The 24,263-nt window shown below is 61.9% G+C and carries 21 protein-coding genes and 1 tRNA gene; 10 read left to right on the top strand and 12 right to left on the bottom strand.

The window, feature by feature from the left end; genetic code table 11:
* Nucleotides 1-514 precede the first annotated feature (514 nt).
* From cysC to cysG, 5 genes are all read right to left on the bottom strand, one after another.
* Complete coding sequence (gene cysC / locus PG898_RS20500; RefSeq protein ID WP_270824944.1) at nt 515-1,105, bottom strand: adenylyl-sulfate kinase; 591 nt, start codon at nt 1,103-1,105, stop codon at nt 515-517.
* Nucleotides 1,106-1,154: 49 nt separating this feature from the next.
* Nucleotides 1,155-2,879, bottom strand: a complete 1,725-nt coding sequence (locus PG898_RS20495) for an SLC13 family permease (RefSeq protein WP_270824943.1) — start codon at nt 2,877-2,879, stop codon at nt 1,155-1,157.
* Between the two features lie 4 nt (nt 2,880-2,883).
* Nucleotides 2,884-4,311 carry a sulfate adenylyltransferase subunit CysN gene (gene cysN / locus PG898_RS20490; protein ID WP_270824942.1) on the bottom strand — a complete coding sequence of 476 codons (1,428 nt, stop codon included), beginning with the start codon at nt 4,309-4,311 and terminating at the stop codon, nt 2,884-2,886.
* Between the two features lie 11 nt (nt 4,312-4,322).
* Entirely contained in the window at nt 4,323-5,231 is a 909-nt protein-coding gene (gene cysD, locus PG898_RS20485) for a sulfate adenylyltransferase subunit CysD (protein ID WP_005327673.1), read from the bottom strand.
* A gap of 104 nt (nt 5,232-5,335) precedes the next feature.
* A complete protein-coding gene (gene cysG, locus PG898_RS20480) occupies nt 5,336-6,766 on the bottom strand; it encodes a siroheme synthase CysG (RefSeq protein WP_226170285.1) in 1,431 nt (476 codons plus the stop codon).
* Between the two features lie 198 nt (nt 6,767-6,964).
* Here cysG and PG898_RS20475 point away from each other — a divergent pair, with 198 nt between their 5' ends.
* Nucleotides 6,965-7,888, top strand: a complete 924-nt coding sequence (locus PG898_RS20475; RefSeq protein ID WP_025328220.1) for an SPFH domain-containing protein — start codon at nt 6,965-6,967, stop codon at nt 7,886-7,888.
* Complete coding sequence (locus PG898_RS20470) at nt 7,885-8,340, top strand: NfeD family protein (RefSeq protein WP_226170287.1); 456 nt, start codon at nt 7,885-7,887, stop codon at nt 8,338-8,340. Before PG898_RS20475 ends, PG898_RS20470 begins: the two co-directional genes overlap by 4 nt.
* Nucleotides 8,341-8,421: 81 nt before the next feature.
* Here PG898_RS20470 and PG898_RS20465 read toward each other — a convergent pair whose 3' ends face one another.
* The 3 genes from PG898_RS20465 to PG898_RS20455 form a co-directional block, all read right to left on the bottom strand.
* On the bottom strand, nt 8,422-8,655 hold the full coding sequence (locus tag PG898_RS20465) for a hypothetical protein (protein WP_025328222.1): 234 nt from the start codon (nt 8,653-8,655) through the stop codon (nt 8,422-8,424).
* A 310-nt stretch (nt 8,656-8,965) separates the two neighbouring features.
* A complete protein-coding gene (locus PG898_RS20460; RefSeq protein WP_226170290.1) occupies nt 8,966-10,015 on the bottom strand; it encodes an oxidoreductase in 1,050 nt (349 codons plus the stop codon).
* Between the two features lie 105 nt (nt 10,016-10,120).
* Nucleotides 10,121-11,284, bottom strand: a complete 1,164-nt coding sequence (locus PG898_RS20455) for a multidrug effflux MFS transporter (RefSeq protein ID WP_042650101.1) — start codon at nt 11,282-11,284, stop codon at nt 10,121-10,123.
* Nucleotides 11,285-11,521: 237 nt separating this feature from the next.
* On the opposite strand from PG898_RS20455, the gene rdgB reads away from it, so the two are divergent.
* A complete protein-coding gene (rdgB, locus tag PG898_RS20450; RefSeq protein ID WP_042650100.1) occupies nt 11,522-12,118 on the top strand; it encodes an RdgB/HAM1 family non-canonical purine NTP pyrophosphatase in 597 nt (198 codons plus the stop codon).
* A gap of 99 nt (nt 12,119-12,217) precedes the next feature.
* Complete coding sequence (hemW, locus tag PG898_RS20445) at nt 12,218-13,363, top strand: radical SAM family heme chaperone HemW (protein WP_270824941.1); 1,146 nt, start codon at nt 12,218-12,220, stop codon at nt 13,361-13,363.
* Nucleotides 13,364-13,459: 96 nt separating this feature from the next.
* Here hemW and PG898_RS20440 read toward each other — a convergent pair whose 3' ends face one another.
* The 3 genes from PG898_RS20440 to zntR form a co-directional block, all read right to left on the bottom strand.
* Entirely contained in the window at nt 13,460-13,678 is a 219-nt protein-coding gene (locus PG898_RS20440; protein ID WP_270824940.1) for an alternative ribosome-rescue factor A, read from the bottom strand.
* Between the two features lie 121 nt (nt 13,679-13,799).
* Nucleotides 13,800-14,336: a dihydrofolate reductase family protein gene (locus PG898_RS20435; protein WP_226170298.1), complete on the bottom strand. Its 537-nt coding sequence runs from the start codon at nt 14,334-14,336 to the stop codon at nt 13,800-13,802.
* Nucleotides 14,326-14,763 (bottom strand): Zn(2+)-responsive transcriptional regulator, encoded by a 438-nt coding sequence (gene zntR / locus PG898_RS20430; RefSeq protein WP_005331131.1) that lies wholly within the window; start codon nt 14,761-14,763, stop codon nt 14,326-14,328. Before zntR ends, PG898_RS20435 begins: the two co-directional genes overlap by 11 nt.
* A 415-nt stretch (nt 14,764-15,178) precedes the next feature.
* Here zntR and purH point away from each other — a divergent pair, with 415 nt between their 5' ends.
* From purH to PG898_RS20405, 5 genes are all read left to right on the top strand, one after another.
* The gene (gene purH / locus PG898_RS20425; RefSeq protein WP_270824939.1) at nt 15,179-16,771 is read left to right on the top strand and encodes a bifunctional phosphoribosylaminoimidazolecarboxamide formyltransferase/IMP cyclohydrolase; all 1,593 of its coding nucleotides are present in this window, start codon (nt 15,179-15,181) and stop codon (nt 16,769-16,771) included.
* 102 nt (nt 16,772-16,873) lie between these two features.
* Nucleotides 16,874-18,163: a phosphoribosylamine--glycine ligase gene (gene purD, locus PG898_RS20420; protein ID WP_042650095.1), complete on the top strand. Its 1,290-nt coding sequence runs from the start codon at nt 16,874-16,876 to the stop codon at nt 18,161-18,163.
* Between the two features lie 359 nt (nt 18,164-18,522).
* Nucleotides 18,523-18,897, top strand: coding sequence for a cytochrome b562 (locus tag PG898_RS20415; RefSeq protein ID WP_041205049.1), 375 nt, complete (start codon nt 18,523-18,525; stop codon nt 18,895-18,897).
* Entirely contained in the window at nt 18,878-19,432 is a 555-nt protein-coding gene (locus PG898_RS20410; RefSeq protein ID WP_041205048.1) for a cytochrome b/b6 domain-containing protein, read from the top strand. Before PG898_RS20415 ends, PG898_RS20410 begins: the two co-directional genes overlap by 20 nt.
* Before the next feature lie 287 nt (nt 19,433-19,719).
* Nucleotides 19,720-22,296, top strand: a complete 2,577-nt coding sequence (locus PG898_RS20405; RefSeq protein WP_226170304.1) for an alpha amylase C-terminal domain-containing protein — start codon at nt 19,720-19,722, stop codon at nt 22,294-22,296.
* A 244-nt stretch (nt 22,297-22,540) separates the two neighbouring features.
* Here PG898_RS20405 and PG898_RS20400 read toward each other — a convergent pair.
* Nucleotides 22,541-22,617, bottom strand: a tRNA-Ile gene (locus PG898_RS20400).
* 168 nt (nt 22,618-22,785) lie between these two features.
* Between PG898_RS20400 and PG898_RS20395 the strand changes: the two genes are divergently transcribed.
* On the top strand, nt 22,786-24,087 hold the full coding sequence (locus PG898_RS20395; RefSeq protein WP_270824938.1) for a tyrosine-type recombinase/integrase: 1,302 nt from the start codon (nt 22,786-22,788) through the stop codon (nt 24,085-24,087).
* Nucleotides 24,088-24,263 lie beyond the last annotated feature (176 nt).

Genomic DNA, 24,263 nt, shown 5'->3' with positions numbered 1-24,263 from the left:
AGATCGGCTCAAACTGAAAAAATGAAATGACTGAGTCAGCCGAGAAGAATTTCCCCGCTTATTCGCACCTTCCCTAACACGACATTCAAGTGGGATTCATACTCCGAAACATTTTGGGTATGTGAATTGGCAATGCATAACCCCGCCACGGCATCAGCAAGGATCGGAAAATCCCCTTGCGGGGCTGATATCGGCCGCCTTGAGGTGGCTCTTGGCTCACCGGTGCCACTATAAGCTGGATTTATGGGGTTTCCACTGATAACCCAACTTCTGCTTATAGTGGCTGCCGCCAGCACACAAATGCTTGTTGCGGCCCACTTATCGGCCACAGGTCGCTTGCCAGATGTGTTGCCGATTCCATGACACGCTCAGACAAAGAGGGTCGCTTTGACCTTGCGACCCCCGCCTGCGCTCTATTTGCTGCTTACGGCTTGCAGCCAAAGTAATTACCCGGTTGCCGGGATAACTCCGGCTCCAGACGCCACAACTCATGTAAGACTGCGCAACTGAGCAGCTACAGGTAGTTCCCCTGCCTTAGAGCAGTCAGCAACTCATCCACCAGCACCGCCACCGGCTTGCCAGCGTTCAGCAGATGGATTTCCGGCTGTTCGGGGGCCTCGTAGGCGGAGTCGATGCCGGTGAAATTACTGATCTCCCCCGCCCGCGCCTTTTTGTAGAGCCCCTTGGGGTCGCGCTCTTCGCAGACGGCGAGCGGCGCATCCACAAACACCTCGACAAACTCGTCGGCGCCCAGGAGGTTTCGCACCAGAGCCCGCTCGGCACGGAACGGCGAGATAAAGGCGGTGAGCACGATAAGCCCTGCATCCACCATGAGTTTCGCCACCTCGCCGACCCGGCGGATATTCTCCTGACGGGCGGCGTCATCGAAGCCGAGATCCCCGCACAGGCCGTGGCGCACATTGTCCCCATCCAGCAGATAGGTGTGCTTGCCCTCGGCTGCCAGCGCCTGCTCCAGGGCTCCCGCCAGGGTGGATTTGCCCGCCCCCGAGAGCCCGGTGAACCAGATCACCAGGGGCTTTTGCCCCTTCTGCTCTGCCCGGCTCTCTTTGTCGACGGCATGGGCATGCCACACGATATTGCTCATTCAAACTCCTTGCGAGGCATCAGGGCCCCAAAACGAAGAGGGTTGCGCCTTAAAACGGAAACAGCAGGGGCACCATGACGATCACCCCGATGCTGTAGGCCAGGGAGACAGGCACCGCCAGCTTGAGGTAGTCCGGCATCTTGTAGTTGCCCGCCGCATAGACCATGAGGTTGGTCTGGTAGCCGTAGGGCAGTATAAAGCTGGAGCTGGCCCCGAACAGCACCGCCAGGATGAACGGCATGGTGGAGACATCCATGCTGAGCGCCAGCTGGTAACCCATGGGGAAGGCCAGGGCCGCGGCGGCGTTGTTGCTCATCAGCTCGGTCAGCACCAGGGTGAACAGATAGATGCCGATAAAGGCGATGATGGGGCTGGAACCGTTGAACTCCCCCATCAGCCAGTCGGCAATCAGCCTGGCCAGGCCGCTCTTCTCCAGCTGATCCGCGATGGCCAGCGCCCCGCCCACCACCAGCCAGATGTCCAGCGGAAAGCGGCGGCGGATCTCGTCCAGGGTCAGGATGCGGGAAAAGAGCAGCACCACCAGCATCACCAGCAGCCCCTTGAACAGCGGCACCAGATCGAACACCGACAGCGCCAGAACCCCGAGAAAACCCAGCACCACGGCGGCGCTGCGTTTGCCATCGAGCCGGGTGGAAGCCTCCAGACCGCTCACCACCACGAACTCCCGGGAGAGGGACTTGTTGCCCGCAAACTTGGGGCCGGGTGCCAGCAGCAGGGTGTCCCCCGCGTGCAATTCAATCTGGCCGAGGCCGCCGGTGAGCTGGGTCTCGCCCCGGCGCACCGCCAGCACCACCGCATCGAAGTGGGTACGAAACTCCGCATCCTTGATGGTCTGCCCCACCAGCCGCGAGCTGTGGCTGACGATCACCTCCACCAGATGCTGGCCGTTGAGGCGGTGCTGGCCGTAGAGATCCAGCCCCTTGAGCTCCTGCAGCACGCCGACGCTCTCCACGTCGCCGCAAAACAGCAGCATGTCCCCTTCGTGCAGCTCGTGCTCCGGCTGCACCGGGCAGATCACCTGGTTGCCGCGAATGATCTCGGCGAGATAGAGGCTTTTGAGGCTGCGCAGGCCGTTCTCCTTGACGCTGCGCCCGGCCATGGGGGAACCGGGGCCCACCTTGGCCTCGAGAAAGTAGCCGGATTCCCGGCTCATCTCGGTGTCCTGCTCCGGCAGGTGACGGGCAAACAGCAACACGGCGACCAGGCCGGTCAGCAATGTCCCTGCCCCCACCATAAAGAAGTCGAACATGCCGAGCGGCGGCGCCCCCATCTTGATGAGGAAGCTGTTGACGATGAGGTTGGTGGAGGTGCCGATCAGGGTCAGCACCCCGCCAAAGGTCGCCGCGAAGCACATGGGCAGCAGCAGCCGGGAGGGCGCATGGTTGGGGTTGCGCTTGACCGCCCCCAGCATGGAGGCCACCACGGCGGTGTTGTTGACGAAGGCCGACAGGAAGGCGGTGGAGAACCACACCTTCACCAGCACCTTGTTGAAGGAGCCGGTGCCCACCAGGTTGGCGAACCAGCTCATGACCCGGGTCTTCTCCACCGCGAGCGACACCAGCAGCAGCAGCACCAGGGTCAGCAGGGCGCTGTTGGTGTAGCCCGCCACCACGGCATTGATGTCCGCCAGGCCGCTCAGGTAGGTGATGAGCACGGCGCCCGAGAAGAGCAGCGCCGGCCTGAGTTTGCCCTGGATCAGCAGGGCGACGAGGGCAGCCAGCAGACCCAGCACCAGGGATTGTTGCCAGGTCATGGGCTTACTCCTTGCCGGAATCGTTGCTGATGGTCAGCGCCTGCCAGTGGGGGAAGTGCTTGCGCACCAGGGCGTTGAGCTCCACTTCGAACTCGCTGTATTGCCCTTTCACTGCCTTGGCCGCCAGCCCTTCCACTATCATGCCCGCACCGACGGTGACGTTGGTCAGCCGATCGATCAGGATGAAGCTGCCGGTATCGCGGATCTCCTGGTAGGGGTCGAACGCCACCGGGTCGGTCAGGCTGAATTCGCACAGGCCGATCTCGTTGAGCTTGAGCTCGGAGGCGGGCAGCTCGTCGAGCTTGTTGATCTCGATGCGGTGGCGAATGGCCTCCACCTGGCCGCGGCTCTTCTTGGTGGCCAGCTTGACGTCATAGACCCGGCCCGGTTGCAGGGACTCTTCCCCCATCCAGACGATGTGAGCCAGCACGTTCTGGGTCACCTGGGGCTTCTTCGCCGCATCCACCAGCAGGTCGCCCCGGCTGATGTCGATCTCGTCCGCGAAGGTGACAGTGATGGCCTGACCCGGCAGGGCGTACTCCAGATCCCCGTCGAAGGTAACGATGCGGGTCACCGTGCTCTCCTTGCCGGAGGGCAGCACTGCCAGCTTGTCGCCGACCCGCAGGATGCCGGAGGCCAGGGTGCCCGCGAAGCCGCGAAAATCGAGGTTGGGGCGGTTCACGTACTGCACCGGCAGGCGCACCGGGTGACGCTCCAGCTCGCGCTCCACCTCGGCGCTCTCCAGCAGGGAGAGCAGGGTTTCGCCTTCGTACCAGGCCAGCTTGTCGCTCGGGTTCACCACGTTGTCACCGTCCAGGGCCGAGACCGGCACTATCTGGATGGTGTCGACGCTGAGCTTCCTGGCGAATTCACGGTACTCGACACTGATGCGATCGAACACCTCCTGACTGAACTCCACCAGATCCATCTTGTTGACCGCCACCACGAACTGCTTGATGCCGAGCAGGCTGGCGATAAAGCTGTGGCGACGGGTCTGATCCAGCACTCCCTTGCGGGCGTCGATCAATATGATGGCGAGATCGCAGGTGGAGGCGCCGGTGGCCATGTTGCGGGTGTACTGCTCGTGGCCCGGGGTGTCCGAGATGATGAACTTGCGCTTGGCGGTGGAGAAATAGCGGTAGGCCACGTCAATGGTGATGCCCTGCTCGCGCTCCGCCTGCAGGCCGTCCACCAGCAGGGCCAGGTCCAGCTTCTCGCCCGTGGTGCCGAGCTTCTGGCTGTCGGACTCCAGCGCTTTCAACTGATCTTCATAGATCTGCTGGGAGTCGTGCAGCAGGCGGCCGATGAGGGTGCTCTTGCCGTCGTCCACGCTGCCGCAGGTGAGAAAGCGCAGCAGGCTCTTGTGCTGCTGGGCGTGCAGGTAGGCTTCAATGCCCTGTTCGCTGATGGCGGTCTGAATGTGGTTGTTCATGTTGCGATTCCTTAGAAATATCCCTGACGCTTCTTCTGCTCCATGGAGCCGGCCTGATCGTGGTCGATGAGCCGCCCTTGCCGCTCGCTCGAGGTGGTGATCAGCATCTCTTCGATGATCTCCGGCAGGGTGGTGGCATTGGAGTCGATGGCACCGGTCAGCGGGTAGCAACCCAGGGTGCGGAAGCGCACCAGCTCCTGCTTCACCTCGTCTTCCGGGCCTATGGGCATGCGCTCGTCATCCACCATGATCTTGATGCCATTGCGCTCAACGACCGGGCGATGGGCGGCAAAGTAGAGCGGCACAATGTCGATGTTCTCGAGGTAGATGTATTGCCAGATGTCGAGCTCGGTCCAGTTGGAGAGCGGGAACACCCGGATGCTCTCCCCCTTGTTGACCTGGCTGTTGTAGACGCGCCACAGCTCCGGGCGCTGGTTCTTCGGATCCCAGCGGTGGGACTTGTCGCGGAAGGAGTAGACCCGCTCCTTGGCACGGGACTTCTCCTCGTCGCGGCGGGCGCCGCCGAAGGCGGCATCGAAGCCGTATTTGTTAAGCGCCTGCTTGAGCCCCTCTGTCTTCATGATGTCGGTGTGCTTGCCGCTGCCGTGCACGAAGGGGTTGATGTCCATGGCCAGGCCGTCTGGGTTCTTGTGGACGATGAGATCCAGCCCGTACTTCTTGGCGGTCTCGTCCCGGAACTTGATCATCTCCTTGAACTTCCAGTTGGTGTCCACGTGCAGCAGCGGGAAGGGGATCTTGCCCGGATAGAAGGCCTTGCGGGCCAGGTGCAGCATGACGGAGGAGTCCTTGCCGATGGAGTACATCATCACCGGGTTCTCGAACTCGGCGGCCACCTCGCGGATGATGTGGATGCTCTCGGCTTCCAGCTGTTGCAAGTGGGTAAGTCTTTCACGGTCCATGTCTGGGTCCTCGGTTCATTGCTATCGCGCCTGCTCGGGGCGCAGTTCTGGTTCAGTTCGGTGCCGCCTTGGCCACACCGTCAAATCGGTTCGGGTCACAGCCCTCAGGCCAGGGTCACCAGCTTGAGTTCGTAGCGGCTCGCCTCTGTCTCGGCCTGTTCGCCACCCTGCTCGCCAAACCAGGCAAGTTGCTTGCGCAAGGCCACCACCTCGCCGATGACGATGAGGGACGGGCTCACCGCCTGCTGGGCCAGTTCGGCTAGTTCGTCCAGGGTGCCGGTCAGTACCCGCTGCCGCGCCGTGGTGCCCCGCTCTATGATGGCGATGGGGGTAGCGCTGCTTCGGCCATGGCTCACCAGCTGCTGCTGGATATGCTCGGAGCGCATCAGCCCCATGTAGATGACCAGGGTCTGGTTGGTGGCCGCGAGCTGCTGCCAATCGGGCTCCTTGCCCTCCTTCTGGCAGTGGCCGGTGATGAAGACGGCGCTCTGGGCATGGTCACGGTGAGTGAGCGGAATGCCCGCATAGGCGGTGGCACCGGCGGCAGCCGTGATGCCGGGCACCACGGAGAAGGGAATGCCCTCCTCTGCCAGCACTTCCAGCTCCTCGCCGCCGCGGCCGAACATGAAAGGATCCCCCCCCTTGAGCCGCACCACCCGGTTGCCCGCCCTGGCGTATTCCACCAGCAGGCGATTGGTCTCTTCCTGGGGCACGCTGTGGGCACCGGCCTTCTTGCCAACCGACAGCAGGGTGGCGTCGCGACGCACCAGATCCAGGATCTCCGGGGAGACCAACTGGTCATAGAGCACCACTTCGGCTTGCTGGATCTGTTGCAGCGCCTTGAGGGTCAGGAGGCCAGGATCCCCTGGGCCCGCCCCTACCAGCACCACCTCTCCCACTTCGGTTTGGGCCTTGTCCAGCCCCTCATTGAGCCAGTCCTCGGCCCCCTGCCAATCGGCTTTCTCGATCAGACCGGCGAGGGTGTTGGAGGCAAAGGCTCGCTCCCAGAAGCGGCGGCGATCGGAGAGAGAAGCGAGCACCCGCTTGGCCTTGACCCTCACCCGGCCCGAGAGTTCAGCCAGACCGCCCAGATGGCGGGGCAGCAGGCTCTCGAGCCGTTCGCGCAACAGGCGCACCAGCACGGGGGCCTTGCCACCGCTGGAGACGGCCACCATCAGGGGCGAACGGTCGATGATGGAGGGGAAGATAAAGCTGGAGCGCTCGGGATCGTCCACCACATTGACGAACAGACCGAGCTGGTTGGCGCTCTGATAAACGAGGGCATTGACCTCGAGATCGTCGGTCGCCGCCACCACCAGGATCTGGCCGGCCAGATGGGCAGGATCGAAGCGCGCCGCCACATGGGTGAAGCGACCGGCAAACTCATGGAATTCGGGCTCGAGCTCGGGAGAGACCAGGGTCAGCCGGGCACCTGCCGCCAGCAAAAGGCGCGCCTTGCGCAGGGCGACCTCGCCCCCGCCCACCAGCAATACCGGGCGGCCTTCCAACCTGGCAAACATAGGTAAATAATCCATCAGGGCCCACTCCTCGGCATACGACGACATCTGGGGCGACTATAGGCAGGAGTCCTTATCCCTCAAAATAATAAAAAATGCTCTTTAATGCGTTTTAGTAATTAGCAAAACCATGTCGTGGCAAAGGGGAGCGAATGTCCTTGTGGTGGTTCGCACCAGACTCTAGGCTAGTGAAAGTGTTTCATAAGGAGCTTTATCATGAATGAGTCATTGATTGTGCTGGGGATCTTCGTATTCCTGGTGCTGGCCACCCTGAGTGCGGGCATCAAGATAGTGCCCCAGGGTTTCAACTGGACTGTGGAGCGCTTCGGCCGCTACACCCGTACCCTCTCCCCCGGTCTCAACCTGCTGATCCCCTATGTGGACAGGGTCGGCCACAAGATCATCATGATGGAGCAGGTGCTGGACATTCCGGCCCAGGAGGTGATCTCCCGGGACAACGCCAACGTCACCATAGACGCCATCAGCTTCGTGCAGGTGGTGGATGCCCGCAAGGGAGCCTATGAGGTCAACGATCTCACCAGTGCCATCCGCAATCTCACCATGACCAACATGCGGACCGTGCTCGGCGCCATGGAGCTGGACGAGATGCTCTCCCAGCGCGACACCATCAACGAGAAGCTGCTGCGCACCATGGATGCCGCCACCGCCCCCTGGGGCATCAAGGTGACCCGGATCGAGATCAAGGATGTGCGCCCGCCGCTGGCGCTGGTGGAAGCCATGAACGCCCAGATGAAGGCCGAGCGGCAGAAACGGGCCGAAGTGCTGGAGGCCGAAGGGGTACGCCAGTCCAAGATCCTGAAAGCCGAAGGGGAGAAGCAGTCCCAAATCCTGAAAGCCGAGGGGGAACGTCAGGCCGCCTTCCTCGCCGCCGAGGCGCGGGAGCGTGCCGCCGAGGCGGAAGCCAAGGCGACCCATATGGTCTCAAAAGCCATAGCGGAAGGAGACATGCAGGCCATCAACTACTTCGTGGCCCAGAAATACACCGAGGCCCTGGCCCGCATCGGGGAAGGCCCCAACAGCAAGATCATCATGATGCCGCTGGAGGCAGGTAGCCTGATTGGCTCGGTGGCGGGCATGGCCGAGCTGTTCAACAAAGATGGCAAGGTCGGCAAGTCATGACAGCCCTGTTCGAGGGGCTGACCCACTGGCACTGGCTGGGGCTCGGCTTCGTGCTGCTGGCCATCGAGGTGCTGGGGTCGGTGGGGTTTCTGCTCTGGACTGGCATCGCCGCCCTGGAGGTGGGGATCTTGCTGCTGATCTGGCCCTTCGGCTGGCAGGCCCAGTTGTTGCTGTTCGCGGCTCAGTCCCTGGTGACCACCTGGGCCTGGTGGCGCTGGCAGCACAAGCGCGACCGCTCGAGCCGCGATGCGGCCGCCCCCATCAACGAGCGGATGCAGAGCTATCTGGGCCGGGAGCTGACCCTGCTGGATGAGGTGATCCAGGGGACCAGCCGGGTGCATCTGGATGACACCGTCTGGACGGTGCGCTGCAACCAGCCGCTGACGGCGGGCAGCAGAGTCCGAGTGACGGGATATGACTCCCATATCCTGCTGGTGGAGCCGCTACCCTGACCGGGGCATCTGCGCCCGCAGTGGCCATAAAAAAACGGGCCCGGCGTTACCGCCGGGCCCGTTTTTTTATGAGGTGCAGGCTTAGTTGGCCTTGGCATCGCTCACAGCAGCTTCTGCCTTGGTGGCCACGTCAGCAGCAGCCTTCTCGACGGTAGCAGACGCTTCGGAAGCGGCCTTCTCTACGGTAGAGGCAGCTTCGCTAACAGTTGCAGCAACGTCGGCGGCCGGAGTAGCGGCCGGAGCGGCGGCTTCTTCTTTCTGACCACAGGCGGTCAACATCAGACCCAGGATACCGGCTACCAGTACTTTGTTCATGTGCATACCCTCAAAAAAAGATGGAGAGATGGTGTCAATGACCATCACTGTGCGTCTTCGCTCCCGGTAAAAAAAACCAGCCACCGGGAGTCAGGAGGCGCGCGAAATATATCCCCATATGCGGCCAATGAAAACGCGTATCACAATGATATTTTCTCGTTGGCTAGATAAAAAGAACTACTGCAACGACAAATATTAATACAATACGCCTTTATTGACGCAAGACAGCACAATTAAACACCAACAAGAGGACGGTTGTCAGTCAATCGTTGCCATTTTGGTTGTCGTCACCCGTGACGGGAAAGAGTCCTCAGTCAGACAGCTTCTGACAGCTCAGCCGCCGCCCCTGGCTATCGCTCTCTCTGGCCAGATCCAGCAGTGCCATCACCGCCAGAGCCTCCACCGCAGGCACCGGATTGCCGGCTTCCCCCCTGATGGCGGCGCAGACACCGCGGTAGTAGGCACCATAATCCCCGGCCTCCCCGCTCACCGCCTGCACCCGGGACTGTCCCTCCACCATGCGGCTGAGCTGGCCGGGCTCAGGATCCAGGCCCCAGTTCGCCGCAGGCGGGCGCAGACCGAGCTTGAGCTGCTCCTCCTGCACATCCATGCCGAACTTGATGAAGGATCCTTCGCTGCCATGAATGACGAAGCGCGGCATGATGGCAGAGACCAGGCAACTGCCGTGCAGCACGACCCTCATTTCGCCATAGCCCAACACCACGTGGAAGTAGTCATCGCTCAGGGCGCCGGGGCGCTGGGCGGCCAAATCAGCCTGGATCCAGTCCGGCTGACCGAACAGCTGCAGCGACTGATCGAGGATGTGGGGACCGAGATCGAACCAGAGCCCGGAACCCGGGCCGCCCGCCTCGCGCCAGCGTTGACGCACCTCGGGGCGATAGCGATCAAAATGAGATTCAAACTGGGCGATCTTGCCCAGTGCCCCTTCTGCCAGCAGACGGCGTACCGTGAGGAAGTCCCCGTCCCAGCGCCGGTTGTGGAAGATACTGAGCAGCCGCTGCTGCTTCTCGGCCAGCTCGACGAGCGCCTCGGCTTCGACCAGATCCAGCGCAAACGGCTTGTCGATCACCACGTGTTTACCGGCCAGCAGCGCCTGACGAGCGATGGGGGCATGGGTATCGTTGGGTGTCGCTATCACCACCAGATCGACCGTGCTGTCGGCCAGCACCTCGTCCAGCGAGCCGACGCGGCAGCCGGGCAGCTCGGCCTGTACCTTGGCGGCATCCCGACTCACCACCCAGCGCAAGGCAAGCCCGGGAGTGCTGGTCAGGAAGGGGGCGTGGAAGGTCTGGCCTGCAAAGCCATAGCCCACCAGGGCGGCGTTGATTGTCTGACTCATGGGATTCTCCGCTGAACTGTCCAATATGATAGGCACCTGGCAACTGCGCGCCCAAAAAAGCAAGGGGGCCAGAAGCCCCCGCTTGCGCTCATCAGAGCACAGGATTTATTGCAAACACAAGCGGCGTCCCTGCCGTGTCATCAGCATCAGCAAGGGGGGCAACAGCAGCCACATGTGCAGCGCCAGCTGGCTCAGAGGATCCGGCATCAACCATCCGGTGATCCCCACCAGGGCGCCGGAGCCGCTCATCTGGAACAGGCCGAGCAGGGCGGCGGCGGTACCGGCGCAGTGACCGAAGGGGGCCAGCGCCATACCGGCCGAGGCCCCCAGTATCATGGCGAAGCCGATGCTGGAGAGGAACACGGGCCCCATCATCGCCAACGGATGCGCCAGGTGCATGGTCAGCGTCAGCAGGATGGCCGACAGCAGCAATACCAGCAGGCCGATGCGCAGGGTACGTCTCGGTCCCACCCTGGCGATGAAGCGCGGCGCCAGGAAGCAGGCCAGGATGTTGAGCGCCGCATTGGCGGTGAACCAGTAGCTGAACCCGTTCATGTCCAGACCCAGCTTCACCATCAGCTGTACCGGCGCCGCCGTGACATAGGCCAGGATCACCGCCATCGCCAGCATGCAGAGCGCCGCGTTGAACAGGAAGCTCGGGGAGCGCAGCACCGGGCTGTAGCGCGACCAGCTGATGAGCGGGCCGCTGCTGCTGGTCTCCTCCGGGCGGGTCTCCGGCATGCGCCACAGCAGCCAGCTGCCTACCACAACGGCATAACCCGCCATAAACCAGAAGTTCGCCGACCAGCCCGCCTTGGCGGTGAGCCAGCCACCGAGCAGGGGCGCCAGGGCCGGAATGAAGCAGATGGCGCCGTTCAGGTAGGAGATCATCTGGCCGCTCTTCTTGGGGCCATAGCTGTCACGCACCACCGAGAAGGCGGCCACCGAGGTGGCACAGGCACCGAAGCCCTGCAGCACCCGCGCCAACATCAGCTCACCCAGGCTGGCGGCAAAGCCGGCTGCCAGGGCGCTCAGCCCGTAGAGCAGCACGCCCCCCAACGCGATGGGTTTGCGGCCATAGCGGTCGGCGAGCGGCCCCACCAGCAGTTGGCCCAACCCCATGCTGAACAGGAACCAGGTAATGGTGCCCTGCATCAGGGTCACCTCGGCTCCCAGTTGCTCGGCCATCTGCGGGATGGCAGGCAGATAGATGTCGATGGCCAGCGGGCTGAACAGCACCAGGAGTACAAGCAGAAGAATCAATGGCATCAGTCACCTCAAGGCCTAGGGGGAAAATCGATTGGGGCGCGAGTCTACTGACTCACAGTAATGAATTGAAATGGTATTTAATCACTTTGGTTATTCCTTCCAGGAAACATGTATCCATTCTACCTCTCAGGGGGTGGAACCCGGATCGTCCGTCAGCACCGGATCCCGGGCAATTGGCGCTTTTACTAAACCCCTGCCCCGCATAGAATGCGCAGATTATTTTTGCGGAGGTGTGTGATGAACAAGCTTGTCCTGGCAACAGGGAACCAGAAAAAGGTGAAGGAATTGGCCGCCATGCTGGCCGATATGAAGATCCAGGTGATCCCACAGAGCGAGTTTGCGGTCTCCGATGCCGACGAGACCGGCACCACCTTCGTCGAAAATGCCATCATCAAGGCCCGCCACGCCGCCCGCATCACAGGCCTGCCCGCCGTCGCTGACGACTCAGGCCTCGAAGTAGACCTGCTGCACGGTCGCCCCGGCGTCTACTCCGCCCGCTTTGCCGGCGCCGGTGCCAGCGACAAGGAGAACATCGACAAGCTGCTGGCCGAGCTGCAAGGCGCCCCCGACTACCTCAAGAGCGCCCGTTTCTGGTGCGTGCTGGTCTATATGCGCCACGCCGACGATCCCACCCCCATCATCTGCCAGGCGAGCTGGGAGGGGATGATCATCGACGAACCCCGCGGCCAGCATGGCTTTGGCTATGACCCCGTGTTCTTCGTGCCCGACCACGACTGCACCTCGGCCCAGATGCCGGCAGAGCTCAAGAACCAGCTCAGCCATCGCGGCCAGGCTCTGGTCAAGCTCAAGGCGGCGCTGGCCGCGGCGCACTGAGACCCGACCGGGCGCCGGGATACGCCGGCACGCATTTCATCTACAATGGGGGCCAGCCCGACCGGCCCCCATTTTGATTTTTTGAATACTGGAAACACCATGCTGCAACTGCCGCCCCTCTCCCTCTATATCCACGTGCCCTGGTGCGTCCAGAAGTGCCCCTACTGCGACTTCAACTCTCACGCCCAGAAGGGGGAGCTGCCCCACCTCGAGTACGTGGCCGCCCTGCTGGAGGATCTGGATCAGGATCTGCACTGGGCCCAGGGGCGTCCACTCTCCTCCATCTTCATCGGCGGTGGTACGCCAAGTCTGCTCTCCGTGGAAGCCATGCAAGCGCTGCTGGACGGGGTGCGCGCACGCATCGCCCTGACCCCGGATTGCGAGATCACCATGGAGGCCAACCCGGGCACGGTGGAGGCGGACAAGTTCGCCGGCTTCCAGCGGGCAGGCATCAACCGCATCTCCATCGGGGTGCAGAGCTTCCAGCAGGAAAAATTGACCCGCCTCGGCCGCATTCACGGCCCGGAGGAGGCGCGCAAGGCAGCCGAGCTGGCCCACGCCATCGAGTTGCCCACCTTCAACCTGGATCTGATGCACGGCCTGCCGGATCAGAGCCTGGAGGACGCCCTCTATGATCTGCAGCAGGCCATCGACTGCGCGCCGCCGCACCTCTCCTGGTATCAGCTCACCATAGAGCCGAACACCGCGTTCGCCTCCAAGCCCCCCAAGCTGCCGGAAGATGACACTCTGTGGGACATCTACGAGCAGGGTCACGCCATGCTCACCGCCCAGGGTTACCAGCAGTACGAGATCTCGGCCTACGCCAAGGCGGGCTATCAGTGCCGCCACAACCTCAACTACTGGCGCTTTGGTGACTATCTGGGCATCGGCTGCGGCGCCCACGGCAAGGTGACGGATCTCGCGAACCAGCAAATCCTGCGCACCGCCAAGGTGAAGCACCCCAAGGGGTATCTGGACCCTGCCCGCCCCTATCTGGACAGCCAGTGGACGGTGACCGAGGACGATCTGCCGCTGGAGTACTTTATGAACCGGTTCAGATTGTTTGAACCGGCCCCCAAGGCGGAGTTCGAGGCCTACACCGGGCTGCCGCTGGAGCGGGTGGAGACTATGCTGGCGATTGCCCAGACCAAGGAGCTTATCGAGGATCTCGGCGACAGCTGGCAGTTGACGTCCCTCGGCCATCGCTACCTGAATGTGCTACTCGAGCTCTTTATGGACGAATAAGCCGACGGGGCATCAACATCTGGCTTCACCGCCAAAACAGAGAGGGTGCCCATGGCACCCTCTCTGTTTCAGTCATGCCTCGCGGCAGAAACCCGCTCAACAGCAGACGCGCACCCTCTGCTGTTGACCGGGCTCCCACCGCTTGCCGTGCTTGGCCTTGCGCTGGTAGCTGCCCTTGCCCTTCTTGCTTGGCTCGACCCTGGCCTGAAACAGGGTTGAGGTCACCAATGCCTTGAGGTGGTTGTCCTGGATGACCCCGCGCTGATGATCGTGGGCGGGTTCAGTGGTGGCGAGGGCCACCTTCTTCTTGGCCATGCTGGCTCCTTTGCAGTGATGGTGATAAATGGCACTTTGCCGAACGAGAGGCCGGGGCGGCAGCTCAGGACGGCGAAAAAACGCACCGATTGTGCGCCTCTTGCTGCCCGCCTGCAAGGGCTCAGGCCGGGTGATAGACCACCCGTACCAGGCCGCTCGGCAGCACTGTGCTGGACACAGGCACCAGGCGCCCGGGCAGGGCGCCGGCAAACAGGGAAACGCCGCGTCCCAGGGTGACTGGCACCCAGAACAGGATCAGCTCGTCCACCAGCCCGGCCTGCAGGCCCTGCCTCACGACCTCGCCACCATCCAGATAGATGTGGCGCGCCCCCTCCTGCCACAACTCCCCGAGCACCTGCGCCAGCGCCCCCTGCCGAAAGGAGACGTGAGGCCGAGGCTCGGCGGGCCTGTGGGTCAACACCACCACGGGTTTGTCGCCGTATGGCCACTCGGGGAAGGTGCGCACTATGTCATAGCTGTTACGCCCCATCAGCAGCAGATCGGTGCTGGCCATCAGGGCGCTGTAGCCGGTCTCCTCCTGGGAGTCGCCGTTATAGGGATCCAGCCAGGCAAGATCGTTCCCCTCCCCCGCGATAAAGCCGTCGAGGGAGAGGGCAAGGAAGGCAGAGATCCGGGGGCGATGATGTTCAGTGTTCATGGTCGTGATGCTCGTGACGGGAAGGGGCGCCGGATTCCAGGGTTTCCAGGATGGCGCAGTGCTCCGCCGAGCGCGGGCCGCCGCAGCAGATGTCGGAGAGCGACTTCAGGTTCTCGCGAAAACGGGTCAGCTCCACTATCTTCTGCTCCACCTGTTCAAGCTTGGCATCGGCCACCGCCTTCACCTCCTGACAGGTCACGCGCGCCTTGTTGGTGTCGAGCGAGAGCAGTTCACCGATATCCGCCAGGGAGAAGCCCACCGACTTGGCGCGGATGATGAACTCCAGCCGCCGCCTGTCCTGCTCGCCGTAGAGGCGATAGCCCGACTCGTTGCGGATCCCCGGCGAGATGAGTCCGTTCTTCTCGTAAAAGCGCAGGGTGTCCGCCTTCACCCCGCACGCCTTGGCCAGTTCCCCGATCCGATACATCCTTCCTCTCCCGCCAGACATGGTACTCAATATAAACCGGCTTCCACTATCGCCCCTTTGCCCGGCGATTGCCAGCCAAAGGCAGGAAAGCAGTAGACAACCCGGGCCATCCCGACCCTTTACCCTCAAAACACTGAAAAGACAAACGTTTCGCAAAAATCCACCAGAAAACGTTTAACACCGCACCACACAAGGCTTTGTCTCTTTAAAAAATCCACCACAGCTCACATTTTTTGTGTAGAATACGCGCCCACAAGAGAGCGTCGCGTCAAGCGGGCATTTCCTAAAACGCTTTTGCCGGCTCGCCGGGCGAGAGTGGTTTGCGAAATCCCCCACTTCCATTTATTTGGGGACTCTCTGTGTTGAGCCTCGCCTCCCATGGAACGGTCCCCGTTATGCTGAGGACGATAGTGTGATGGAACAAGCTCGACCCATTCGCCGTGCGCTGCTGAGTGTGTCTGACAAGACTGGCATCCTGGAATTTGCCAAGGCACTCAACGAGCGTGGCGTGGCCCTGCTCTCCACCGGTGGTACCGCCAAGCTGCTGGCCGACGCGGGCCTGCCGGTGACCGAGGTCTCCGACTACACCGGCTTCCCCGAGATGATGGATGGCCGGGTCAAGACCCTGCATCCCAAGGTACACGGTGGCATCCTCGGCCGCCGCGATCGGGATGACGCCATCATGGCCCAGCACGCTATCTCCCCCATCGACATGGTCGTCGTCAACCTCTATCCCTTCGCCGCCACCGTGGCCAAGCCCGGCTGCACCCTGGAAGACGCCGTCGAGAACATCGACATCGGCGGCCCGACCATGGTTCGTTCCGCCGCCAAGAACCACAAGGACGTCACCATCGTCGTCAAGGCGGCCGATTACGGCCGGGTGATCGCCGAGATGGATGGCAACGGCAACAGCCTGACCCTGGCTACCCGCTTCGATCTGGCCATCGCAGCCTTCGAGCACACCGCCGCCTACGACGGCATGATCGCCAACTACTTCGGCACCCTGGTCCCCTCCTACGGTGACAACAAGGATGGTGACGAGGAGTCCCGCTTCCCGCGCACCTTCAACGCCCAGTTCATCAAGAAGCAGGACATGCGCTACGGCGAGAACAGCCACCAGGCTGCCGCCTTCTACGCCGAAGAGCAGGCCGCACCGGGCTCGGTGGCAAGCGCCATCCAGCTGCAGGGCAAGGCGCTCTCCTACAACAACATCGCCGACACCGACGCGGCGCTGGAGTGCGTGAAGGAGTTCGCCGAGCCGGCCTGCGTCATCGTCAAGCACGCCAACCCCTGTGGCGTCGCCATAGGTGACGACCTGCTGGGTGCCTACGATCGCGCCTACCAGACCGACCCCACCTCCGCCTTTGGCGGCATCATCGCCTTCAACCGCGAGCTGGATGGTGCCACCGCGGCGGCCATCGTTGCCCGTCAGTTCGTCGAGGTGATCATCGCACCCAGCATCAGCCAGGCGGCCCGCGAGGCGGTGGCAGCCAAGCAGAACGTGCGTCTGCTGGAATGCGGCCAGTGGGCTGCCCCGGCCCAGGGCTTTGACCTCAAACGCGTCAACGGCGGCCTGCTGGTGCAGGAGCGGGATCACGGCATGGTCACCCTGGGGGATCTGACCGTGGTCAGCCAACGCCAGCCGACCGAGGCCGAACTCAAAGACCTGCTGTTCTGCTGGAAGGTCGCCAAGTTCGTCAAGTCCAACGCCATCGTCTATGCCAAAGACGGCCAGACCATAGGCGTGGGTGCCGGCCAGATGAGCCGGGTCTACTCCGCCAAGATCGCTGGCATCAAGGCCGAGGATGAAGGGCTGACCGTCGCGGGCTCCGTCATGGCCTCCGACGCCTTCTTCCCGTTCCGCGACGGTATCGATGCCGCCGCTGCCGCAGGCATCTCCTGCGTCATCCAGCCAGGTGGCTCCATGCGTGACAACGAGGTGATCGAGGCCGCCAACGAGCACGGCATGTGCATGGTGTTCACCAACATGCGCCATTTCCGTCACTGATGAGTCAGGGCCGCCACTGGCGGCCCTTTTGTTGTCTCTTTTCAACTGACTATTTTCAACCGCTACCCCAGGCGGTTATCACAAATAGAAGCGAGCGATACGATGAAAGTACTGATCATTGGCAACGGCGGCCGTGAGCACGCCCTGGCCTGGAAAGCCAAGCAATCCCCCATGGTGACCCGGGTGTTCGTCGCCCCCGGCAATGCCGGCACCGCCCACGAGGGCAGCATAGAGAACGTCGCCATCGAGGCGACCGACATCCAGGGCCTGCTGGCCTTCGCCAAGGCCCAGCAGATCGGTCTCACCATCGTCGGGCCGGAAGCGCCCCTGGTGAAAGGGGTGGTGGATGCCTTCCGTGCCGAAGGGCTCGCCATCTTCGGCCCGACCGCCGCCGCCGCCCAGCTGGAGGGCTCCAAGGCCTTCGCGAAGGACTTCCTGGCGCGCCACGCCATCCCCACCGCCGAATACCAGAACTTCACCGAGGTGGAGCCCGCTCTTGCCTACCTGCGCGAGAAGGGTGCCCCCATCGTCATCAAGGCTGACGGTCTGGCGGCAGGCAAGGGCGTCATCGTCGCCATGGAGCTCGAAGAGGCGGAAGCGGCAGTGCGCGACATGCTCTCCGGCAATGCCTTCGGTGACGCAGGTGCCCGTGTGGTGATCGAGGAGTTCCTGGACGGGGAAGAGGCGAGTTTCATCGTCATGGTGGACGGCGAGCACGTGCTGCCCATGGCCACCAGCCAGGATCACAAGCGGGTCGGCGACGGCGACACCGGCCTCAACACCGGCGGCATGGGGGCCTACTCCCCGGCGCCCGTAGTGACAGATGCGGTGCATCAAAAAGTGATGGAGCAGGTGATCATGCCGACAGTGCGCGGCATGGCGGCCGAGGGCAACGTCTACACCGGCTTCCTCTACGCCGGCCTGATGATCGATACCCAGGGCAACCCCAAGGTGATCGAGTTCAACTGCCGCTTCGGCGACCCCGAGACCCAGCCCATCATGCTGCGCATGCGCTCCGATCTGGTGGAGCTGTGCCTGGCCGCCTGTGCCGGCAAGCTGGATCAGGTCGAAGCCATCTATGATCCCCGCGTCGCCATCGGCGTGGTGCTGGCGGCGGGTGGTTACCCCGGTGACTACCAGCAGGGCAAGCCCATCAGCGGCCTGCCGGTGGAAGAGGCGAGCGGCGAGAAAGTATTCCATGCCGGCTCCCAGCTGGCAGGAGACACCATAGTCACCGCCGGTGGTCGCGTGCTGTGCGCCACCGCGCTGGGCCACACCGTCGCCGAGGCGCAGCAACGCGCCTACCAGCTGGCGGGTCGCATTCAGTGGGACGGTGTCTTCTACCGCAAGGACATCGGCTGGCGCGCCATCGAACGCGAGCAAGCCAAGTAAAGGCTGCCTCTCCACACCGAACACAAGGGCCTGCGGGCCCTTTTTGCTGCCCGGGCCACCGGGAACCGCCCTGCCGGCACCAGACTTACCCCCAAGCCCGGCATGGTAGTGGCAGGCGGCATCCATCCCCTTCGCACCTCTCGCCGCCTCGGGCCCACGGCCCCGGGTTGCCGCCCTGTTTCCGCCCCCGGCTCATCTCCTTCTGACTACATATGTACAGCACAATGCACACATTTCGTCACAATTGGTCGCACTTTCCCCATACAATTGCCCCGCTTTCATGGCATCATGCTGTATGATACCGCACTCAAATGAGTGCCATAAGAACCTGCAATCTCGTCGTCTCATAAGGAAATCCCATGTTGAAAACTGTACGTCCCCTGCTGCTGCCCCTGATGTTTGGTCTGATGACCCTGCCCGCCATGGCTGGCGATCTGGAGCAGCCGATGAAGAAGATCGGCTTCAACTACAAGCAGGCCGTCAAGGCAGATGATGCGGCCACCATGGAGAAGCACATCAAGGAGATGAAGGCTCAGCTCGATGTGGCCAAGGAGAGAAACATGCCGACCGCCAAGAAGGAGAAGTTCCTCGAGGGCATGAACAAGGTGCAGAGCGAGCTGGATGCCAGCCTGGCGGCCCTGCAGGCCGGTGATCAGGAGAAGGCCCAGGCCCACCTGGCCAAGGTCAATGACCTGAAGAAGGAGTACCACCAATATGCCAAGCAGAAAGGCTGACCCCTTCCACTGGGATGGTCTGGTCCGCCTCACCCATTGGGGGGTGGCGGCAGTCTGCATCGGCAACCTCTGGCTCAACGAGGCGGGTGAGGAGTGGCATGAATGGCTGGGCTATGGCGCCATGGCCCTGATCGGGTTGCGCCTGCTGTGGGGGCTTACCCTGGCTCGAGGCCATGCCCGCCTGCGCGCCCTCATCCCGAGCCGGGACGATTTCCGCCAGCAGGCCGTGGCGCTACGCGAGCGCGCCCCTGCGGCGCCCGGCCATCACGGCAGCGGCAAGCTGGCGGTCTGGGTACTCTGGCTGCTCGTCCTGGCCACCGCCGGTAGCGGCTGGTTCCAGAACACCGAGACCGGCTTCGAGCTGGGGGCGGACGACTGGCACGAGTGGTGCACCTGGGCCCTGCAGGCCATGATCGCCCTACACCTGTGCGCCATCGTCTACACCTCCTGGCGCCAGCGCAGCAACCTGGTGACCCGCATGCTGCCCCGCCGTCGGCGCCAGGTATCGCAGCACCAGCAGGAGCCCCATTTCTGAACCAGACGGGCATCATTGTGCCCGTCTTTCCTTACCCGCTCATCCGTCTGCAGACCGCCCCTTTCCGGTGGCCACAGTTGCTCTAGCCCCTCATCGGCCACGACGCTTCCCCTCTTGCCCCCCGCTGTCATGAAAGCATTTTCATTCACAATTCTTAACTAATCTCCGCTGTTCGATTTTCAATCGCCTCGATTTCATGAATGCTACAGAGCCGAACGAGGTTGTTTGTGGTCCGTTCGAAATAAAGACAGTGACACGTCAATTACAAGATCGAAGGGAAAATCGTCATGCACAACACAGTGTTTCGAACCGCCATGCTCGCCGCGGTGCTGGGCTCTTTCAGCCACACAGCCGCCGCCGAAGGGGTCATGGTCCATCTGTTCCAATGGAAGTTCAACGACATCGCCACCGAGTGCGAGACCGTGCTCGGTCCCAAGGGGTTCGGCGGTGTCCAGATCACCCCCCCCGCCGAACACAAGCAGGGGAGCCAAGTCTGGTGGACCGTCTATCAGCCCGTCAGCTTCAAGAACTTCAACAGCTTCGGCGGCAGTGAGGCGGAACTCAGGAGCATGATCGCCCGCTGCAACGCCGTCGGGGTCAAGGTCTACGCCGATGCCGTCTTCAACCAGCTTGCCTCGGGCACCGGGACCGCCACCGGCGGCGGCAGCTACAACTCGGGGCAATATCAGTATCCCCAGTTCGGCTACAACGACTTCCACCACAGCGGCGACATCACCAACTACGGCGACAGCAACAACGTCTGGAACGGCGCCCTCTACGGCATGCCGGATCTCAACACCGGCTCGCCCTACGTGCAGGATCAGATCGCCACCTACATGAAGACCCTGCTTGGCTGGGGCGTGGCGGGCTTTCGTATCGATGCGGCCAAACACATGGCCCCGAGCGAGGTGAAGGCCATCCTCGACAAGGCAGGCAGCCCCAAGGCCTACCTGGAGGTGATCGGCGCAGGCGGAGAGTCCCCCGACATCCAACCGGGCCGCTACACCTACATCGACACCGTCACCGACTTCAAATACGGCACGGATCTGGCCGCCAACTTCAACAGCCAGATCAAGAATCTCAAGACGCTCGGCGAGAGCTGGGGTCTGCTCCCCTCCAACAAGGCCTTCGTCTTCGTGGTCAACCACGACCGCGAACGTGGCCACGGTGGCGGCGGCATGCTCACCTTCATGAGCGGCGCCCGCTACGATCTGGCCAACACCTTCATGATGGCCTGGCCCTATGGCTGGAAGCAGGTGATGTCGGGCTACCGCTTCGAAAACATGGGCACCTATGAAACCGACAAGGGGGCACCGGGCAGCACGCCCTGCACCGATGGCCAATGGAACTGCGAACAACGTCGCCCGACCATCATGAACATGGCCCTGTTCCACAACAGGACCGAAGGCCAGCCAGTCAGCAACTGGTGGGATAACGGCAACAACCAGATAGCCTTCAGTCGGGGAGACAAGGGCTTTGTCGCCATCAACAACGAGAGCGGCAGCCTGATAGCCTCGGTGCAGACCGGCCTGCCAGCGGGCGAGTACTGCAACCTCCTCGGCGGCAATGACTACTGCAGCGGCGGCTATGTCACCGTCGACGGCAGCGGCAAGGCCAGCCTGAACGTGCCCGGCATGAAGGCGGCCGCCATCATTGCCGGTTGCACCAAGGCCAGCCCCTGCGGTGGTTCTGCACTGCCGGGCAACAAGTTCAGCAGCATGAACCTGCGCGGCACCCCCAACGCCTGGGGCAACACCCCCATGACAGTCGATGCCAACCGTGTCTGGTCCGCCACCCTCACCCTGACCGGCAACGGTGACGCAACCGGTGCCCAACGCTTCAAGTTCGACGTCTTCGGCAACTGGGCCGAGAACTACGGCGACAACGAAGGGGACGGCATCGCCGACAAGGGCAGCAGCAAGGATATCCAGGTCAGCGGGGCGGGCACCTACCGCATCACCCTGAGCGAAGGCGACCTGCGCTATACGATCACTCCCCTCACCAGCAACCAGGCACCGGTCGCCGCCCTCTCGCCCAAGAACCTCAGCATCAAGACGGGGGAAAGCGTGGTGTTCGATGGCTCCGCCTCCACCGATGATGAAGGTGTGGCGAGCTACAGCTGGTCCACCGGCGGCAGCGCCCCTACTGAAACCGTCCAGTTCGATACCCCGGGCACCCATACCGTCACCCTGACGGTCACCGATGCCGAAGGGCTGACCGCCAGTGCCAACGCCACAGTGACAGTCACCGACAGCAACGGTGCCTACAACAGCGTGCTACCCACCCTGCACCTGCGCGGCACCCCCAATGCCTGGGGATCCCTTGCCATGACGCTGGTTGCCGACAATCAGTGGGAGGCAATACTCACCTTCGACGGCCAGGCCAACCAGCGCTTCAAGTTCGACGTCAAGGGAGACTGGACCCAGAACTACGGTGACACCAACAAGGATGGCGTAGCCGAACAGGGGGGCGCCGACATACTGACCCAGGTCACTGGCCAGTATCGGGTGCGCTTCAACGACCAGACCCTGCAATACAGCCTGACCCCGGTCAGCGTCGGCTATGCCAGGAATGTCGTCAGCCTGAATATCCGTGGCACCACCAATGGCTGGGGCACCACCCCCATGACGCTGGTGAGCGATCACCTCTGGCAGGCCAACGTCAATTTCACCGGGACCGGTGATGCCAGCGGCGGCCAGCGCTTCAAGTTCGACGTCAAGGGTGACTGGACCCAGAACTACGGCGACACCAACAAGGACGGCGTGGCCGAGCTGGCCGGGACAGACATCACCACGGCAGTAATCGGTGCCTATGTGGTGCGCTTCAACGACCAGACTCTGACCTACAGCCTGAGCGCCCAGTAAGCCTGAACACTAGCCCCAGGCTTTCACACTCTCGGGCACTGAAACAGGCCTCCTGCCATATCGGCGGGAGGCTTTTTCGTATGGCGGGCCCCCACTTGCCGACGGGCAGGCATACTGCGTCTTCATCCCCCGAGACGCGCCTCCCCTATCGGCGCGCATGGCGCCCTATGGCTAGGATCTGGACCGGCGCTGGTGAGCGCCAGAAACGACAAAGCCGCTCACGAAGAGCGGCTTTGTCTGAATGTGGTGGCCCCTGCCCGACTTGAACGGGCGACCAATCGATTATGAGTCGACTGCTCTGACCAACTGAGCTAAGGGGCCATTGATGCTGGTTAGCGGCGTGGATTAAATTACCACTATAATATCAGCAACTTGCATCATTTCCATCATATTGCTTGGCCTCAAGTCGTATCTGGTAGCTTCACTCCAAGTACACTTGCAAGTACACTTTGAAAATATCGAAGTGCACTTAGCGAGGTTTGCCATCCAATGCCATTGACTCACAGTGAAGTAAACGCGCTACCCGCGAAAAGGAACCCATATTTTCAGACTGACGACAATCGTACCCGAGGAGAAGGGAGATTAGGGGTACAGGTATTCCCTAGCGGCACAAAGACCCTGACGTTTCGCTATAGGCGAGATGGGAAGTGGGCATTTATACCGCTTGGTAGCTTCCCAAACCTCAGCCTTGCTGATGCCCGCGAAAAGGCCAAGGCGTTTGGCCAGATGATCCGTGATGGCCTAGACCCCAAAGATGAGCTGGCTCGTCAAGCAAAGGAGCGGGAGCAAGAAAAGCGGGAGCGTGAGCAGCAAGGAACCATTGAGCAGTTATTCAAAAGCTATACCGAGCAGATGAAGAAGGACGGGAAGCGCACCCATGAGGCTGTATTGGCGGCTTTGGAGAAAGAAACCTATCCAGTGATCAAACCCACGACCAAAGCCAAGGACGTGACCCCGCACGACATCAAAGTGATCCTGGCGCATATGATTCGCCGTGGTGCTGATACCCAATCCAATCGTGTCAGAAGTTACCTGATGGCGGCGTTTAATTACGGCCTCAAGCATGACAACGACCCCGCCAATTTTATAGACGATGCCAAATTTGGCTTGGTGCTTAATCCGGTGGCTGCCATACCCAAGCAAAAGGCCGCCGAGCGTGTCGGGGAACGCTTCCTGACGTGGGCAGAGGCTCGCAAATTGCTTGATGATATGGAGCAGTCCACTAGCCTAGGCTTGACCCTGCGTAGCCTGATCCGGCTTTGTTTCTTCACGGGTGGCCAACGCCCTTATGAGCTGGCCGCCTCACGCTGGGCAAGTATCGACTGGGAAGCCAAAACCCTGACGATTACCGCCGAGCTTTCCAAGAATGGCCGCCCTCACCTGATCCCGCTCACTGATAGCGCCTTGCGGGTGTTGAGAGAGCAGCAAGCGGCAACGGGGGATAGTCCCTTTATCTTTGCCCACGCCACCAAGCCGAGCGAACCAATGCCGATGGCTTCACTTAGCCAAGCGATTGATCGTTACCGCAAACGCGCCGAGATGGCGCACTTTATCCCCCGTGATTTCCGCCGAACCTGTAAAACCCTGATGGGTGAGCTTGGCATAGCTAAAGATCTGCGCGACCGCCTACAGAATCACGCCCTGAATGACGTATCCAGTAAACACTATGACCGATATGAGTACCTGCCAGAGAAGCGCCGAGCCTTGGAGCTATGGGAACGGCGGTTATTGGATCTGGCAGCGGATACCGTGGTTTCCGTTAACTTTGGGGGACGTGGGTTATCTTCCTGACGCCAAAGGCATTGCTTTAGCGACAATGAATAGTAATGTGAGCCCTAATGGCGTTACTCAATAAAGGGTGACAATAGCTCTTTGCAATAACAGCGTGCTAACTTAGGGAAGGTGCGAACAAGTCCCTGATATGAGATCATGTTTGTCATCTGGAGCCATGGAACAGGGTTCATCAT

The sequence above is a fragment of the Aeromonas sp. QDB31 genome (assembly GCF_027707605.1).
Lineage (GTDB): Bacteria > Pseudomonadota > Gammaproteobacteria > Enterobacterales > Aeromonadaceae > Aeromonas > Aeromonas media.
Note: the sequence above shows the minus strand (reverse complement) of the source record. Positions and strands in the feature narration are given on the sequence as shown.